Raw genomic sequence first — 16,773 nt, forward strand, 5'->3', positions numbered from 1 at the left:
TCGCTCTTAAGGAAATCGAATGGATTTGGTACTCGACCTGCTCGCCACCGTATCCCGCTGGAGCCGCAGCAACCTGTCGGAAATATCCCTGGCCCTCGTCGGCTGCCTGTTGGTGCTGTTCGGCGCGGACATCAAGGGCTGGGTTGAAGCCCGCCTGGGCAGCATCGCCGGCGCGTTGCGCGTACCGTTGATGGCCCTGCTGTGCATGATCGGCAGCGGCGCGGCGCTGATCTACGCCACGCCGTGGATTGTGCGAGGGTTGAGCCAGTTCAATAACTACAGCCTGGCGCCGGTGCTGGTGGTGGTGCTGGTGTTGATTGGCGTCGTCGCTGATCGCCGCTGATTCCATACCCAACACAGATACAAATGTGGGAGGGGGCTTGCCCCCGATAGCAGAATATCAGTCAACCACTCTATGACTGACCCACCGCTATCGGGGGCAAGCCCCCTCCCACATTTTGACCGCATTCCAAGTGACCGGCTGATCAGTCCACTTTCTCGAACTTCAAATCCCAAACCCCATGCCCCAGCCGCTCGCCGCGGCGTTCGAACTTGGTGATCGGGCGTTCGGCCGGGCGCGGTACGCATTTGCCGTCTTCGGCCAGGTTGCGGTAGCCGGGGGCGACGTTCATCACTTCCAGCATGTATTCCGCGTAGGGTTCCCAGTCGGTGGCCATGTGCAGGATGCCGCCGACTTTCAACTTGCTACGCACCAACTCGGCGAAGGAGGCCTGGACGATACGGCGCTTGTGGTGACGGCTTTTGTGCCACGGATCAGGGAAAAACAGCATCAGGCGGTCAAGGCTGTTGTCGGCGATGCAGCGGTTGAGCACCTCGATCGCGTCGCAGTCATACACCCGCAGGTTGGTCAGGCCCTGGGTGAGCACGCCGTTGAGCAGCGCGCCGACACCGGGCCGGTGCACTTCCACACCAATGAAATCCTGTTCGGGCGAGGCCGCGGCCATTTCCAACAGGGAGTGGCCCATGCCGAAACCGATTTCCAGGGAACGTGGGGCCGAGCGACCGAACACCTGGTCGTAATCCACCGGCGCGTCGGCCAGAGGCAGGACGAACAGCGGCGTGCCCTGTTCCAGCCCCTTTTGCTGGCCTTCGGTCATGCGACCGGCGCGCATCACAAAACTCTTGATACGGCGGTGCTTGGACTCGTCGCCTGCGTCCACGGTGTTCGGCGTTTCGTTTGATTCAGTCATCAATGGCTCTTACTTGATCAGACCATCCAGCGGCGAGGAGGCGCTGGCGTAGAGTTTTTTCGGCATGCGCCCGGCAAGGTAGGCCAGGCGGCCCGCGACGATCGCGTGTTTCATGGCTTCTGCCATCATGATCGGTTGCTGGGCATTGGCGATGGCAGAGTTCATCAGCACCGCTTCGCAGCCCAGTTCCATGGCGATGGTGGCGTCGGAGGCAGTGCCTACACCCGCGTCCACCAGCACCGGAATCTTGGCTTCTTCGAGGATGATCTGCAGGTTATACGGGTTGCAGATCCCCAGGCCCGTGCCTATCAGGCCAGCCAGTGGCATCACGGCGATGCAGCCGATTTCGGCCAGTTGGCGGGCGATGATCGGGTCGTCGCTGGTGTAGACCATCACGTCGAAACCTTCCTTGACCAGGGTTTCGGCGGCCTTGAGGGTTTCGATCACGTTGGGGAACAGGGTTTTCTGGTCGGCAAGTACTTCCAGCTTCACCAGATTGTGACCGTCGAGCAGCTCACGAGCCAGGCGGCAGGTGCGCACGGCTTCGATGGCGTCGTAGCAACCGGCGGTATTCGGCAGGATGGTGTAGCGGTCTGGCGGCAGGATATCCAGCAGGTTCGGTTCGCCCGGGTTCTGGCCGATGTTGGTGCGTCGCACGGCCACGGTCACGATCTCGGCGCCCGAGGCTTCGATGGCCAGGCGGGTTTCTTCCATGTCGCGGTACTTGCCGGTGCCGACCAGCAGACGGGACTGGTAGGTGCGGCCGGCCAGGACGAAGGGCTTGTCGCTACGAACGATGCTCATGGGAAATCCTCGAAATGGGGTGAGGTTCTGCAGAATCCGGGGTGGCGCGCCTGGACGCCGGACGACTAGCCGCCGCCGATGGCGTGCACCACTTCGACCTGGTCACCTTCGGTGAGCGCGGTCTCGGCGTGCTGGCTACGCGGGACGATATCCTGGTTGAGCTCCACTGCGACGCGACGCCCGGTCAGGTCCAGGCGGGTCAGCAGGGCCGCAACGGATTCCCCGTCGGGCAGTTCAAAAGATTCGCCGTTCAACTGAATGCGCATGCCACGGGCCGCCATCGTTTTTAGGGGCCAGCATTCTAGCCCGATTGAGGTTGCTGGCCCAAGTCCTCCGGTCAGCGAAAGCTTTAATCAGCCTGCAGGCGCCATGCCGCCAGGCCGAGGAAGAACCAGCCCAGCAGGAACGCGAGCCCGCCAAATGGCGTGATGATGCCCAGCTTGCTGATGCCAGTCAGGGTCAGCACATACAGGCTGCCGGAGAACAGCAGAATACCGACGGTAAACGAGAGACCCGCCCAGTTGACCAGCCGGCCAGGCATGTGCGCGGCCAGCAGCGCGACGCCGAACAGCGCCAGGGCGTGCACCAACTGGTAGGTGACGCCGGTGTGGAAGATTGCCAGGTACTCGGCGCTCAGGCGGTTTTTCAGGCCATGGGCGGCGAATGCACCGAGGGCGACGCCGGTGAAGCCGAAAAAGGCAGCCAACATCAGAAAGCCACGCAGCATGAGGAACTCCAGTCAGACTCATTGGGCAGGGTCTGTATAATGGCCCGCTCAACGGGTTCGGCCAAGCCATCTCTATGCTGCGTGTCCTCTTCAATCGTTTTCTCAAAGTCGTGAAATGGTTTGCCATCGGCAGCGTTTTGCTGGTGCTGCTATTCCGTTTCGTGCCGCCACCGTTCACGGCGTTGATGGTGGAACGCAAGGTTGAATCCTGGTTCGACGGCGAACCCATTGACCTGCAGCGCACCTGGGTGCCCTGGGACCAGATCTCCGATGACCTCAAGGTCGCGGTGATGGCCGGTGAAGACCAGCGCTTCCCGCAGCATTGGGGCTTTGATTTCGGCGCGATCCAGGCGGCGCTCCTGCACAACGAGCGCGGCGGTTCGATTCGCGGCGCCAGTACGCTGAGCCAGCAGGTGTCGAAAAACCTGTTCCTGTGGGCAGGCCGCAGTTATTTGCGCAAGGGCCTGGAGGCCTGGTTTACCGGGCTGATCGAGGTGCTGTGGCCCAAGGAGCGGATTCTTGAGGTGTACCTCAACAGCGTGGAGTGGGATGAGGGCGTGTTTGGCGCGGAAGCGGCGGCGCAGCATCACTTCGGCGTAAGTGCCAAGGGGCTGTCCCGGCAACAAGCCAGCTATCTGGCGGCGGTACTGCCTAACCCACGGGTGTGGAGCGCAAGCCATCCGACCGCCTATGTGGCGCGACGGGCCGCATGGATTCGCCAGCAGATGAGCCAGTTGGGTGGGGATGGTTATCTGGTGGAGTTGAACAATTCGCGCAAGGCGCCTTGGTCCGACTGAGACAACACAAAACAAATGTGGGAGGGGGCAAGCCCCCTCCCACATTTTTAAGCCGCGATCGACAGCTTCAGCTTATTCATCGCGCTTTTCTCAAGCTGACGAATCCGCTCGGCCGACACGTTGTACTTCTGCGCCAGGTCGTGCAGCGTGGCTTTTTCTTCCGCCAGCCAGCGCTGGTAGAGGATGTCACGGCTGCGGTCGTCCAGCACTTCCAGCGCTTCGTGCAGGTTGTGGTTGGAATTGTCGCTCCAATCAGCGTCTTCCAGTTGACGCGCCGGGTCGTACCGGTGGTCTTCCAGGTAGTTGGCTGGCGATTGGAACGCGCTGTCGTCGTCCGCTTCGGCGGCCGGGTCGAAGGCCATGTCATGGCCGGTCAGGCGGCTTTCCATCTCACGTACTTCACGGGGCTCCACGCCAAGGCTTTCGGCCACGCGGTGGACTTCCTCGTTGTTCAGCCACGCCAGGCGTTTCTTCTGGCTGCGCAGGTTGAAGAACAGCTTGCGCTGGGCCTTGGTGGTCGCGACTTTCACGATGCGCCAGTTGCGCAGGATGAATTCGTGGATTTCCGCCTTGATCCAGTGCACGGCAAACGACACCAGGCGCACACCCATCTCCGGGTTGAAGCGCTTTACAGCCTTCATCAAGCCGACGTTGCCTTCCTGGATCAGGTCAGCCTGGGCCAGGCCGTAGCCACTGTAGCTACGGGCGATATGTACGACAAAACGCAGGTGGGCGAGCACCATCTGCCGAGCCGCCCCCAAATCCTGCTCATAGTAGAGACTCTCGGCCAGTTCACGCTCCTGCTCCGGTGTCAGCAATGGAATGCTGTTCACCGTGTGCACATAAGCCTCCAGGTTCGCACCTGGGACCAAAGCATAAGCAGGTTGCAAAGAAGTGGTCATACGAAAAAACCTCCGACTCACATAACTCGTGCAGTTCAGCACTGCGAAAATTGACCGGGAACCGTAGGACAAGTTCCCTAAACTACTGATACGGCCAATACAAACGAAACCACATTACCCTGACATTAACTACTTCGGTGCCAGCTCACGTAAATGCCGTGCGACCGCAATCCACGCACCGATATACCCCAACAATACCGCGCCAAGCAAGAGCGACAGACCGTCGGCAACCGGCACGCCCGCCAGGGCGAAATCACTGCCGTACAAGCCGGCAAGCCCGACCACCGCGTCATTCAGCCAGTCAAGGCCAAACGCCAGGACGCCCCAGGACAAGATCCCCGCACCAAAGCCATAAAGCGCGCCCATGTACAGAAAGGGACGACGCACATAGCTGTCCGTGCCGCCGACCAGTTTAATCACTTCTATCTCGGTGCGACGGTTTTCAATATGAAGACGAATGGTATTACCTATCACCAAAAGTAATGCAGACACCAACAGCACCGTCAGGCCGAACACAAAGCGGTCGCCCAGCTTGAGAATCGCGGCCAGGCGCTCTACCCAGACTAGATCAAGTTGCGCCTGTTGCACCTTGGGCATCTCTGCGAGTTTTTGTCGCAGCGCTTCAAGGGCAGGCTTGTCGACTTCATTCGGCGTCACCAGCACCACGCCCGGCAGCGGGTTCTGCGGCAGCTCTTTGAGCGCCTCACCTAATCCGGACTGCTGCTGGAACTCTTCAAGGGCCTGATCGCGACTGATGTACTCGGCATCCGCCACGCCCGGCAGGTTCTTGATGTCATCACGCAGAGCCTCGCCCTCCTTGGCGCTGGCATCCAGGTTCAGGTACAGCGAAATCTGCGCCGCACGCTGCCAGGAACCGCCCAGGCGCTCCACATTATTGAGCAACAGCGACAAGCCCATCGGCAGGCTCAAGGCCACGGCCATCACCAAACAGGTGAAAAAGCTGCCGATGGGCTGCTTGCCCAGACGACGCAGGCTGTCCAGCAGGCTGGCGCGATGGCTTTCGATCCAGGCGCGCAACAGGGTGCTGAAGTCCGGGCCGTCGTCTTCGTCGTGTTTTTTCTTTTTCGGCTGCGGGTCGGCTGCCTTTGGCGCCACACGCTCGGAAACCTTGGGGCTGCGGGTCGCACTCATACGCCAGCCTCCCCGTCGCCGATCAGGCGCCCGCGTTGCAGCGTGAGCATGCGATGGCGCATGCGCGCGATCAACGCCAGGTCGTGACTGGCGATCAATACGCTGGTGCCCAGGCGATTAATGTCTTCAAACACCCCCATGATCTCGGCGGCCAGGCGCGGGTCGAGGTTACCGGTGGGTTCGTCCGCCAACAGCAGGGCCGGGCGATGGACGATGGCGCGGGCGATGCCGACGCGCTGTTGCTGGCCTGTGGACAGGTCACCCGGGTAGAGGTCGGTCTTGTCGGACAGCGCCACGCGCTCCAGGGCCGAATCCACGCGCTTGACGATCTCGGCCTTGGACAACCCGAGTATCTGCAATGGCAAGGCAATGTTATTGAACACCGTGCGATCGAACAGTAACTGGTGGTTCTGGAATACCACGCCGATCTGGCGGCGCAGGAACGGAATCTGCGCATTGCTGATGGTGGCCAGGTCCTGCCCGGCCAGCAGCAGCTTGCCGGTAGTCGGGCGCTCCATGGCCAGCAGCAGGCGCAACAATGTACTTTTACCGGCGCCCGAATGGCCGGTCACAAACAAGAATTCGCCGCGACGCACTCGAAAGCTCAGCTCATGCAAGCCGACATGCCCGTTGGCATAGCGTTTACCGACCTGTTCGAATCGAATCATGAACGCTCCCGCTCGGCAAACAGTGCCTGGACAAAGGGTTCGGCTTCAAAGGTGCGTAGGTCGTCGATGCCTTCACCAACGCCGATGTAACGAATCGGTAACCCGAACTGCTTGGCCAGGGCGAAGATCACCCCCCCCTTGGCCGTGCCGTCGAGCTTAGTCAATGCCAGGCCGGTCAGTTGTACCGTCTGGTTGAATTGTTTGGCCTGACTGATGGCGTTCTGCCCAGTGCCGGCGTCCAACACCAGCAACACCTCATGCGGCGCGTCGGCATCGAGCTTGCCGATCACACGGCGGACTTTCTTCAGCTCTTCCATCAAATTGTCTTTGGTGTGCAAGCGACCGGCGGTGTCGGCGATCAGCACGTCAATATTGCGCGCCTTGGCAGCTTGCACGGCATCGAAGATCACCGAGGCCGAATCGGCACCGGTGTGCTGGGCGATCACCGGGATCTTGTTGCGCTCACCCCAGACCTGCAATTGCTCCACAGCAGCGGCGCGGAAGGTGTCGCCAGCGGCGAGCATGACTTTCTTGCCTTCCAGTTGCAGCTTCTTGGCCAGCTTACCGATGGTAGTGGTCTTGCCGGCGCCGTTGACGCCCACGACCAGGATCACGAAAGGTTTCTTCGGGGTAATCACCAGCGGCGCTTCCACCGGCTTGAGCATCGCGGCCAGCTCGGCTTGCAGGGACTTGTACAGTGCGTCCGCGTCGGTCAACTGCTTGCGCGCGACCTTCTGGGTCAGGCTCTGGATGATCACGGCGGTGGCTTCAACGCCCACGTCCGCCGTCAGCAGGCGAGTCTCGATATCTTCGAGCAGTTCGTCATCGATGGTCTTCCTGCCCAGGAACAGGCTGGCCATGCCTTCGCCGATGCTGGCGCTGGTCTTGCTCAGGCCTTGCTTGAGGCGGGCGAAGAAACCGGTCTTGCTGGTTTCGACGGCAGCGGCGGGCTCGGGCTCGACGGGACCCGGCTCAACCACGGGCGCGACAACCGCAACGGGCGTCGGCTCGCTCACAGCCACAGGCGCAGGGGCTTCGAACACAACAGGAGCCGGCTCGATAACCACCGGAATCGGCGGCGTCACATGCTCGGCCTGCACATCGTCAACCAACGCCACGGGCTCCTCGGCCACCGGCAGCTCCGGCCACGGCTTATGCTCGGGCTCAGGTTCCGGCACCACTTCGGCCACTGGCTGCAACACCGGTTCAGCCATCGGCAGCACCACCGGCGCCGGCGCTTGGGCAACCGGTTCGGCTTCTACTATAGGAGCGGGGATCGGCTCAGCTTGAACCTGTGGCTGTTCGACGACGGTTTCCTGCGGCTTTTTGCGCAGCCATCCGAACAGGCCTTTTTTCTCGCCAGCCGCAGCTGGGGTCTTCTTGTCGTCGTTGGAACCAAACATGGAGACGGCTATCTCAAGGTAGCGACGCGCCAAGGGGCACATCGGTAAATAAAATTCGATGCGTAACAGACTGTTTTTTAGCCAGCTCGTTCATGCGCAACATTTTGTAAGGCCTAAATAGGGCCTCAACAAGACAGCCATAGTGGCCGTCCCTAGGTCGGATCAGTATCCTAGGGCGTGTCATTCATCATTACCAGTGCCGCGTTGTCGCCTAAAAGCCAGCCAGGCAAGGCGCAGGCCGCAGGGAATGTGCTTTCCTTGCCAAGGCCTGCAACGCAGCCTGGCTGGCTTTTAGGCACAACCCGGAGGGCCGGGCCTGCTAGTGTGCAGGGCTGCGTTACTCGGAGCTTATTTGAAACGACCAAACTGCGCTCCTCGCGCCTTGCCCTGCACACTAGCAGGCTCCGGCGCGGCACTGGTAATGATGAATGACACGCCCTAACCTCCTCGCCCGCCGACGCTAAGACCAAGCGGGCAGCCCAACAGGTTTAAAAACGAATGAATGCTCTAGCCCGCCGCGCTGCAGGCCTGCTGCTCAGCACAGTTTGTCTGCCCCTCTCAGCCTTGGCTGCCGACCCACAACCCACCCATGAATTCACCTTGGATAACGGCCTCAAGGTCGTGGTGCGCGAAGACCATCGCGCGCCGGTGGTGGTTTCGCAGGTCTGGTACAAGGTCGGTTCGAGCTACGAAACCCCAGGCCAGACCGGTTTGTCCCACGCTCTGGAACACATGATGTTCAAAGGCAGCGCCAAGGTCGGCCCCGGCGAAGCCTCGCTGATCCTGCGCGACCTGGGCGCCGAAGAAAATGCCTTCACCAGCGATGACTACACCGCTTATTACCAGGTACTGGCCCGCGACCGCCTGGGCGTCGCTTTCGAGCTGGAAGCCGACCGCATGGCCAGCCTGCGCCTGCCGGCCGACGAGTTCAGCCGCGAAATCGAGGTCATCAAGGAAGAGCGCCGCCTGCGCACTGACGATAACCCGATGTCCAAGGCCTTCGAGCGCTTCAAGGCCATGGCCTACCCCGCCAGTGGCTACCACACGCCGACCATCGGCTGGATGGCCGACCTCGACCGCATGAAGGTCGAGGAACTGCGCCACTGGTACCAGTCCTGGTATGTGCCGAACAACGCCACGCTGGTAGTGGTGGGCGATGTAACCCCGGATGAGGTAAAAAACCTGGCCCAGCGCTACTTCGGCCCTATCCCCAAGCGTGACGTACCGCCCGCCAAGATCCCGATGGAACTGGCCGAGCCCGGCGAGCGCCTGTTGACGATGCACGTGCAGACCCAATTGCCGAGTGTGATCCTGGGCTTCAACGTACCCGGCCTGGCCACCGCCGAAGACAAGCGCTCGGTCCAAGCCCTGCGCCTGATCTCGGCCCTGCTGGACGGTGGCTACAGTGCACGGATCTCCGAGCAACTGGAGCGTGGTGAAGAGCTGGTATCCGCCGCATCCACCAACTACGACGCCTACACCCGGGGTGACAGCCTGTTCACCCTCTCGGCCACCCCGAACCAGCAAAAGAAAAAGACCGTTGCCCAAGCCGAAGCCGGCCTGTGGCGCCTGCTGGAAGAGTTGAAGGCCAAGCCACCGACCGCCGAAGAACTGGAGCGCATCCGTGCCCAGGTCATCGCCGGCCTGGTATACCAACGTGATTCCATCACCAGCCAGGCAACGGCCATCGGCTCCCTGGAAACCGTCGGCCTGTCCTGGAAACTCATGGACACCGAGCTGGCCGACCTGCAAAGCGTGACCCCGGAAGACATCCAGAAGGCCGCACACACCTATTTCACCCGCGAACGTCTCAGCGTCGCCCATGTTCTGCCTCAGGAGACCGCTCATGAGTGATCGCAAAAGCAGCCGCCTGATCCTGCCCGGCCTGATCGCCGTCACCTTGATCGCAGCAAGCGCCGTGTATTTCCTGCGCCCCAGCGAGTCCGTCGCCAGCCAGGCCCTGGACAAGGCCCAATCGGCCAACAAGCTGCAATCTCTGGCAGAGCTGAACGGCAAGGCGCCGACCAATCGCAAGCTCGATGTGCAAACCTGGACCACCGCCGAAGGCGCCAAGGTGCTGTTCGTCGAGGCCCATGAACTGCCGATGTTCGACATGCGTATCCTGTTCGCCGCTGGCAGCAGCCAGGACGGCAACGTCCCGGGCCTCGCGCTGATGACCAATGCCATGCTCAACGAAGGCGTGCCGGGCAAGGATGTCAGCCAGATCGCCAGCGGTTTTGAAAGCCTGGGCGCCGACTTTGGCAATGGCGCTTACCGCGACATGGCGCTGGTCTCCCTGCGCAGCCTGAGCGACAGCACCAAGCGCGACGCCGCCCTGACGCTGTTTGACCAGGTGATTGGCAAGCCGACCTTCCCCGCCGACTCCCTGGCACGGATCAAGAACCAGATCCTCGCCGGCTTTGAATACCAGAAGCAGAACCCCGGCAAACTGGCCAGCCTTGAACTGTTCAAGCGCCTGTACGGCGATCACCCTTACGCTCACCCAAGCGAAGGCACGCCAGAAAGCGTTCCGAAGATTACCCTCGCGCAGTTGCAGGCGTTCCACGCCAAGGCTTATGCGGCGGGTAATGCCGTGATTGCCGTGGTCGGTGATTTGACTCGCGCCGAAGCCGAAGCGATGACGGCCAAAGTGTCGGCCTCGCTGCCCAAGGGCCCGGCCCTGGCGAAGATCGCCCAGCCGACCGAGCCCAAGGCTGGCCTGAGCCATATCGAGTTTCCGTCCAAGCAGACCCACCTGTTGTTCGCCCAACTGGGTATCGACCGAGCCGACCCGGACTACGCGGCCCTCTCCCTGGGCAACCAGATCCTCGGCGGCGGTGGTTTCGGCACCCGGTTGATGAGTGAAGTGCGCGAGAAGCGCGGCCTGACCTACGGCGTGTACTCCGGTTTCTCGCCGATGCAGGCACGCGGCCCGTTCATGATCAACCTGCAGACCCGCGCGGAAATGAGCGGTGGCACCCTGCGCCTGGTCGAGGATGTGCTCGCCGACTACCTCAAGACCGGCCCGACGCAAAAGGAGCTGGATGACGCCAAGCGCGAGCTGGCCGGCAGCTTCCCGCTGTCGACCGCGAGCAACGCCGATATCGTCGGGCAACTGGGCGCCATGGGTTTCTACAACCTGCCGCTGAGCTACCTGGAAGATTTCATGAAACAATCCCAGGCCCTGACCGTAGAGCAGGTCAAGGCTGCCTTGAACAAACACTTGAGCGCCGGCAAGATGGTCATCGTGACCGCCGGCCCGACCACTGCGCAAAAGCCACTACCGCCCCCCACTGATAAACCTGCCGAGCAGCCGCTCGGGGTTCCGGAGCATTAATGGCCAGTTCATCTCGCCCGAAAAAACCTGTCCACAACGTGCATAACGGTGTGGGCCAACTGCGCATCATTGGCGGCGAATGGGGCAGCCGCAAGCTGAGCTTCCCCGACGTCGTGGGCCTGCGCCCAACGCCGGATCGCGTGCGCGAAACCCTGTTCAACTGGCTGGCCCCGTACATCGCCGGGGCGAAGGTGCTGGACCCGTTTGCCGGCAGCGGCGCCCTGTTCCTGGAGGCGCTGTCCCGTGGCGCGGCCCAGGCACAGGCGCTGGATGCCAGCAATGTGGCGGTGTCCAGCCTCAAGGAGCACCTGGGCACCCTGCGCTGCACCAACGGCCAGGTGCAGACCGCTGACGCGCTGCGCTACCTGGAAACCCAGGCGGCGAGCGAATACGACGTGGTGTTCCTCGACCCGCCATTCAACCAGAACCTGTTGCCGACGGTGTGCGCATTGCTTGAAGAGCGCCAATGGCTGGCACCGGACTCATGGATCTACACTGAAAGCGAGACGGCACCGTCTACCTTGGGTTTGCCGGGCGCCTGGCGCCTGCACCGGGAGCAAAAATCCGGGCGGGTGTATTACGCGCTGTGGCATCGGTTGGTCGAAAGCGCCGTCTGACCTTTCAGACTGGCGTCAAGTGTGGCGAGCGGGCTTGCCCCGCGTTGGGCTGCGAAGCAGCCCTAAAACCTGCGACGGCACTCTGACTGAATAAATGCGGTGTTCTTGATGGGGCTGCTTCGAAGCCCAACGCGGGGCAAGCCCTAATGCCGTTCAGTTAAGGCTTTTTTGTAGGAGCGAGCTTGCTCGCGAAAAACTCACAGGCGCCGCGTTGATTCAGGAAACACGCGTTATCGTTGACGTTTTTCGCGAGCAAGCTCGCTCCTACAGAAGGCGATGTACGCTTAACTGAACGGCATTAGGGCAAGCCCGTTCGCCACAGACAGTGAGTTAGCTCAAAACCGAGAGTTTCATGACACCGTCCTCCGACCTGTTCACCCCCGCCTTCGGCCTCGGCAACCCTCACCTGCAAACCCTGTGGGGGCCGCTGTGGCGCCCTACCACCCACCTCGAACGCCAACGTGAACGGCTATGGCTGGAAGATGGCGACTTTCTCGACCTCGACTGGCACGGCCCGCACGACGCGCAAGCACCGTTGGTACTGGTGCTGCACGGGCTCACCGGCTCATCCAACTCGCCTTACGTGGCCGGCCTGCAAAAAGCCCTCGCCGTACAAGGCTGGGCCAGCGCAGCCCTGAACTGGCGCGGCTGCTCGGGCGAGCCGAACCTGTTGGCGCGCAGCTATCACTCCGGGGCCAGTGAAGACCTGGCAGCCACGATTACCCACCTGCGCACCAAACGACCATTGGCACCGCTGTATGCAGTGGGTTATTCGCTGGGCGGTAATGTGCTGCTCAAGCATTTGGGCGAAACCGGCGACGCTTCGGGGCTGCAAGGCGCAGCAGCGGTGTCGGTGCCGTTTCGCCTGGACCAGTGCGCAGATCGCATCGGGCTGGGCTTTTCGCGGATCTATCAAAAGCACTTCATGCGCGAAATGCTCGCGTATATCCGCGCCAAACAAAGCCGCTTTTTACAGGATGGTCGTGCGGACGGGCTGAAAACCCTGGAAGCCCTCGGTTCACTGGAGAAGATGCGCACGTTCTGGGACTTCGATGGCCGGGTGACCGCGCCGCTGCATGGTTTCTTGAGTGCCGAGGACTATTACCGGCGCGCGTCGAGCCGCTACTACTTGGGCGCTATCCGCACACCGACGTTGATTATCCAAGCTGCCGACGACCCGTTCGTATTCGCCCACAGCTTGCCCGAAGCCAGCGAGCTGTCGGCATGCACCGAGTTTGAGCTGACGACCAAAGGTGGGCACGTGGGCTTCGTCGATGGCTCACTGAAACGCCCCAGCTACTACCTGGAGCGGCGCATCCCCCAATGGCTGCTGGCCCAACACGGTTGAAGTAAAACCGTAGACATCGTTTACATCTGAAACCGGGGACATCGTTTACACATTTGAGGCAGGGAACTCAGTCACCCGTAGCGATTGCCCGCGCGGGATCGGTAATCCACTCGCTCCACGACCCCGCATACAACTTGCCCAACGGGTAACCCGCCAGGCTCAGGGCGAACAGGTTGTGGCACGCCGTCACGCCCGAGCCGCAGTACGCCACCAGATCTTCGGGCGAGCGGCCCTGCAACTGCGCGGCGAAGCGTTGCTTGAGTTGGTCGGCCGGCAGGAAACGCCCATCACTGCCCAGGTTTTCGCTAAACGCTGCACATTGAGCACCGGGGATATGCCCGGCAATCGGGTCAATAGGCTCAACTTCACCGCGAAAACGCGCTTGGGCACGGGCATCGATCAAGGTCAGGCCGGGCTGGCCCAGGCGTTTTTGCAGCTGTTCGGCGTCCAGCAGCAGGTGATTGTCCGGCGCCCCCACAAAGGTGCCAGGCGCAATTACCGGCGCATCCAGGCTCAACGGGAAACCCGCGGAGTGCCAGGCCTTGAGGCCACCGTCCAGGATAAACACGCCGTCACGCTTGCCCAGCCAGGCCAACAGCCACCAGGCGCGAGCGGCATAGGCGCCGGGGCCGTCGTCATAAAGCACCACGTCGGTGTCGGCATTGATGCCCCAGGCCTGGAGCTGTTCGACGAATCTTTTCGCCTCTGGCAAGGGATGACGCCCGGTCACCCCCTTGGTCACCGGCCCGCTCAAATGGCGCTCCAGGTCAGCATATTGCGCGCCTTCGATATGCCCTTCGGCGTAGCTGCAACGCCCGTAATCCGGGTCTTCCAGGGCAAAACGGCAATCCAGGATCACCAGCCCCGCCGACTTTTGGCGCTCGGCTAATTGCTGGGGGCTGATCAATTGGGCAAGTGGCATGACGGACTCCTACAAATACAGGTGGGAAAGGTCTACTTCACTTCTTCCAGTGCCTGGTTCAACGGCACGTAAAACTCTTTGAACAATGCATCCACCGCCTCTTTGGCCTGGGGCGTGACAAACCCCGCCTCCAGCACCAGCACCTGGTACACACCGCGCTTGATTGCCTCGGCGCTCAAATGCGTGGAATTTTCGTTGGTGGTGCACAAGAAACGCACCCAAGAGGTGAGGATGATCCAGGCATTGAGGGTCAGGGCTTCGGTCTGCACCGGGTTCATATTAAGGATGCCGGCGTCGACAAACCCCTGGTAGATGGCGCCGCCCTGGATCAGGCAACGCTGGGAAAACCGCCGGTAGCCGGTGGCCAGTTCCGGGTCGCTTTCCAGCAAGTGTTCAAGGTCGCGATGCAAGAAGCGGTAGTGCCACATCCCGGCTAATACGGCCTGCAGGTAGAAACGCTTATCCTCCACGACCATTGCACGCCCCTGGGGCGGGCGCAGGAAGCTGTCGACCAACGCTTCATATTCGCGAAACAGCACGGCGATGATCGCTTGCTTGTTGGGGAAGTGGTAGTACAGGTTGCCCGGCGAAATTTCCATATGGGCGGCGATATGGTTGGTGCTGACACTACGCTCGCCCTGCTGGTTAAAAAGCTCCAGGCTGGTTTGCACAATGCGCTCGCTGGTCTTTACTCGTGGTGCCATAGGGGATCAGCTTCTGTACACGTGATCGGGCATCTTACGGCCTATCCTGATTGGGATAAATCCGGATGTTACTGCAATGTTATTTGACAATTTAGAGTAATGACTCTAAAAATCCAGGCAGACCTATAACAATCGGGAACTGCGCCATGTCTGCCAACGTTGCCTACCTCCAGGATTCCCAGGCACTGGACCAACTCCAGGGCTTGTTCGATGCCCAGCGTCGCGCCTATGTGGCCAACCCGATGCCGCCGGCCGCGCAACGCCAGCAATGGCTCAAGGCCCTGCGCGAGTTGCTCAGCGACGAACGTCAGGCGCTGATCAACGCGATCAGCCAGGACTTCAGCCACCGCAGCGCAGACGAAACCCTGTTCGCCGAGCTGATGCCCAGCCTGCATGGCATTCACTACGCCAGTAAACACCTCAAGGGCTGGATGAAACCTTCCCGCCGCGCTGTAGGTATAGCCTTCCAACCCGCGTCAGCCAAAGTTATCTACCAACCGCTGGGCGTGGTCGGGGTGATTGTGCCCTGGAACTACCCGCTGTACCTGGCCATCGGCCCGCTGGTCGGCGCCCTGGCGGCCGGTAACCGGGTAATGCTCAAGCTGAGCGAGTCCACCCCCGCTACCGGCGCGCTGCTCAAGACCCTGCTGGCGAAGATCTTCCCTGAAGACCTGGTGTGTGTGGTGCTGGGCGAGGCCGACGTGGGCATGGCGTTTTCCAGGCTGCGCTTCGACCACCTGCTGTTCACGGGTGCCACCAGCATTGGCAAGCATGTGATGCGCGCCGCAGCCGAACACCTAACGCCGGTGACGCTGGAGCTGGGCGGCAAGTCCCCGGCCATCGTCTCGGCGGATGTGCCGCTCAAGGACGCCGCCGAACGTATCGCGTTCGGCAAGGCCCTGAATGCCGGGCAAACCTGTGTGGCACCGGACTACGTGCTGGTTCCGGAAGATCGCGTCGAGGGTTTTGTCGAGGCTTACAGCCAGGCGATTCGCGGGTTTTATCCGACCTTGGCCGACAACCCGGACTACACCGCCATCATCAACGAGCGGCAATTGGCCCGGCTGAATGCTTACGTAAAGGACGCCACCGACAAGGGGGCCACCCTGATCCCGCTGTACGAGCAGAACCAGGCACGGCGCATGGCCCACAGCCTGCTGTTGAATGTCAGTGACGACATGACCGTGATGCAGGATGAAATCTTCGGCCCTGTGCTGCCGATCGTGCCTTATCGCGGCCTCGACCAGGCGTTTGCCTACATCAACCAACGCCCTCGCCCACTGGCCCTGTATTACTTCGGCTACAACAAGCGCGAACAGAACCGCGTGCTCCACGAAACCCACTCCGGTGGCGTGTGCCTGAACGACACCCTGCTGCACGTCGCCCAGGACGACATGCCCTTTGGCGGGATCGGCCCTTCAGGCATGGGCCATTACCATGGCCATGAAGGTTTTCTCACGTTCAGCAAGGCCAAGGGGGTACTGGTGAAACAGCGCCTCAATGCGGCAAAGCTGATCTACCCGCCCTACGGCAAATCGATCCAGAAGTTGATCCAGAAGCTGTTCGTTCGCTGATACCGCCACCCTCGGGATAACAATAACAATGAACCCTAGCCTGACTGATTCACCCGCGCTGTCGCGGCGCGGCGTCTTGAAAATCGGCCTGTGCGCCAGTGCCTTCCTGGCCACCGCCGGGCTGGGCGCCAGCCTCAGCGGCTGCTCCAGCAGCACCCCGGCCAGCGGCTTCGCCATGCTGCGTGCCAGTGATTTGCCATTTCTGCGCGCGGTGATCCCGGTCCTGCTGGAAGGCGTGGCCAGCGCCCAGGAAGTAGCCAACGGGATTGAAGACACGCTGAAAAAGCTCGACTACAGCCTGCAACACCTGTCGCCGGAGATGTTCAAGCTGACCGAGCAGTTGTTCGACGTGCTCGGCATGGGCATCACCCGTGGCCCACTGACCGGCATCTGGGGCAGTTGGGAAAACGCCAGCAGCGAGCAAATCCGCAACTTCCTGCACCGCTGGGAAAACAGCTACCTGAACCTGCTGCGCATGGGCCAGGGCTCGCTGCTCAAGCTGGTGATCATGGCCTGGTACTTCCGACCGGCGTCCTGGGCACATTGCGGTTACCCCGGGCCACCGAAGATCTAGCCGTGCTCTCCGGCGCCCACATTGACGGCAACG

18 protein-coding genes are annotated in these 16,773 nt (G+C 61.5%); 8 read left to right on the top strand and 10 right to left on the bottom strand.

Annotated features, from left to right (window positions below):
* Positions 1–19: 19 nt before the first annotated feature.
* A complete protein-coding gene (locus P2T68_RS34220) occupies positions 20–343 on the top strand; it encodes a DUF3392 domain-containing protein (protein ID WP_003176691.1) in 324 nt (107 codons plus the stop codon).
* A gap of 142 nt (positions 344–485) precedes the next feature.
* Here P2T68_RS34220 and trmB read toward each other — a convergent pair whose 3' ends face one another.
* The 4 genes from trmB to P2T68_RS34240 form a co-directional block, all read right to left on the bottom strand.
* Positions 486–1,211, bottom strand: coding sequence for a tRNA (guanosine(46)-N7)-methyltransferase TrmB (gene trmB, locus P2T68_RS34225; protein WP_024077914.1), 726 nt, complete (start codon positions 1,209–1,211; stop codon positions 486–488).
* Positions 1,212–1,220: 9 nt separating this feature from the next.
* Positions 1,221–2,015 (bottom strand): thiazole synthase, encoded by a 795-nt coding sequence (locus P2T68_RS34230; protein ID WP_017845016.1) that lies wholly within the window; start codon positions 2,013–2,015, stop codon positions 1,221–1,223.
* Between the two features lie 65 nt (positions 2,016–2,080).
* The gene (thiS, locus tag P2T68_RS34235) at positions 2,081–2,281 is read right to left on the bottom strand and encodes a sulfur carrier protein ThiS (protein WP_069077196.1); all 201 of its coding nucleotides are present in this window, start codon (positions 2,279–2,281) and stop codon (positions 2,081–2,083) included.
* Positions 2,282–2,364: 83 nt separating this feature from the next.
* A complete protein-coding gene (locus P2T68_RS34240) occupies positions 2,365–2,742 on the bottom strand; it encodes a DUF423 domain-containing protein (RefSeq protein WP_024077916.1) in 378 nt (125 codons plus the stop codon).
* 74 nt (positions 2,743–2,816) lie between these two features.
* Here P2T68_RS34240 and mtgA point away from each other — a divergent pair, with 74 nt between their 5' ends.
* Complete coding sequence (gene mtgA / locus P2T68_RS34245) at positions 2,817–3,539, top strand: monofunctional biosynthetic peptidoglycan transglycosylase (protein WP_024077917.1); 723 nt, start codon at positions 2,817–2,819, stop codon at positions 3,537–3,539.
* 47 nt (positions 3,540–3,586) lie between these two features.
* On the opposite strand, the gene rpoH is transcribed toward mtgA, so the two are convergent.
* From rpoH to ftsY, 4 genes are all read right to left on the bottom strand, one after another.
* The gene (rpoH, locus tag P2T68_RS34250) at positions 3,587–4,441 is read right to left on the bottom strand and encodes an RNA polymerase sigma factor RpoH (RefSeq protein ID WP_003176698.1); all 855 of its coding nucleotides are present in this window, start codon (positions 4,439–4,441) and stop codon (positions 3,587–3,589) included.
* A gap of 129 nt (positions 4,442–4,570) precedes the next feature.
* On the bottom strand, positions 4,571–5,593 hold the full coding sequence (ftsX, locus tag P2T68_RS34255; RefSeq protein ID WP_024077918.1) for a permease-like cell division protein FtsX: 1,023 nt from the start codon (positions 5,591–5,593) through the stop codon (positions 4,571–4,573).
* Complete coding sequence (ftsE, locus tag P2T68_RS34260) at positions 5,590–6,261, bottom strand: cell division ATP-binding protein FtsE (protein ID WP_003213784.1); 672 nt, start codon at positions 6,259–6,261, stop codon at positions 5,590–5,592. Before ftsE ends, ftsX begins: the two co-directional genes overlap by 4 nt.
* Positions 6,258–7,664 (bottom strand): signal recognition particle-docking protein FtsY, encoded by a 1,407-nt coding sequence (gene ftsY, locus P2T68_RS34265; RefSeq protein WP_024077919.1) that lies wholly within the window; start codon positions 7,662–7,664, stop codon positions 6,258–6,260. Before ftsY ends, ftsE begins: the two co-directional genes overlap by 4 nt.
* A gap of 498 nt (positions 7,665–8,162) precedes the next feature.
* Here ftsY and P2T68_RS34270 point away from each other — a divergent pair, with 498 nt between their 5' ends.
* The 4 genes from P2T68_RS34270 to P2T68_RS34285 all read left to right on the top strand — a co-directional run bounded on the left by P2T68_RS34270 (position 8,163) and on the right by P2T68_RS34285 (position 12,966).
* Positions 8,163–9,518, top strand: coding sequence for a pitrilysin family protein (locus tag P2T68_RS34270; RefSeq protein WP_024077920.1), 1,356 nt, complete (start codon positions 8,163–8,165; stop codon positions 9,516–9,518).
* Positions 9,511–11,001, top strand: coding sequence for a pitrilysin family protein (locus tag P2T68_RS34275; protein ID WP_277378861.1), 1,491 nt, complete (start codon positions 9,511–9,513; stop codon positions 10,999–11,001). Before P2T68_RS34270 ends, P2T68_RS34275 begins: the two co-directional genes overlap by 8 nt.
* Positions 11,001–11,618 (top strand): 16S rRNA (guanine(966)-N(2))-methyltransferase RsmD, encoded by a 618-nt coding sequence (gene rsmD, locus P2T68_RS34280; RefSeq protein ID WP_024077922.1) that lies wholly within the window; start codon positions 11,001–11,003, stop codon positions 11,616–11,618. The genes P2T68_RS34275 and rsmD overlap by 1 nt, the downstream gene beginning before the upstream one ends.
* Positions 11,619–11,970: 352 nt before the next feature.
* Positions 11,971–12,966, top strand: coding sequence for a hydrolase (locus P2T68_RS34285; RefSeq protein WP_024077923.1), 996 nt, complete (start codon positions 11,971–11,973; stop codon positions 12,964–12,966).
* Between the two features lie 67 nt (positions 12,967–13,033).
* On the opposite strand, the gene P2T68_RS34290 is transcribed toward P2T68_RS34285, so the two are convergent.
* Both P2T68_RS34290 and P2T68_RS34295 read right to left on the bottom strand, forming a co-directional pair.
* A complete protein-coding gene (locus P2T68_RS34290) occupies positions 13,034–13,888 on the bottom strand; it encodes a sulfurtransferase (protein WP_024077924.1) in 855 nt (284 codons plus the stop codon).
* A 32-nt stretch (positions 13,889–13,920) separates the two neighbouring features.
* Entirely contained in the window at positions 13,921–14,592 is a 672-nt protein-coding gene (locus P2T68_RS34295) for a TetR/AcrR family transcriptional regulator (protein WP_024077925.1), read from the bottom strand.
* 146 nt (positions 14,593–14,738) lie between these two features.
* Between P2T68_RS34295 and P2T68_RS34300 the strand changes: the two genes are divergently transcribed.
* On the top strand, positions 14,739–16,166 hold the full coding sequence (locus P2T68_RS34300) for a coniferyl aldehyde dehydrogenase (protein ID WP_102624176.1): 1,428 nt from the start codon (positions 14,739–14,741) through the stop codon (positions 16,164–16,166).
* A gap of 28 nt (positions 16,167–16,194) precedes the next feature.
* Positions 16,195–16,740 carry a hypothetical protein gene (locus tag P2T68_RS34305; protein ID WP_024077927.1) on the top strand — a complete coding sequence of 182 codons (546 nt, stop codon included), beginning with the start codon at positions 16,195–16,197 and terminating at the stop codon, positions 16,738–16,740.
* Positions 16,741–16,773: the final 33 nt, after the last annotated feature.

The organism is Pseudomonas sp. G11, assembly GCF_029457515.1.
Classification (GTDB): domain Bacteria; phylum Pseudomonadota; class Gammaproteobacteria; order Pseudomonadales; family Pseudomonadaceae; genus Aquipseudomonas; species Aquipseudomonas gorinensis.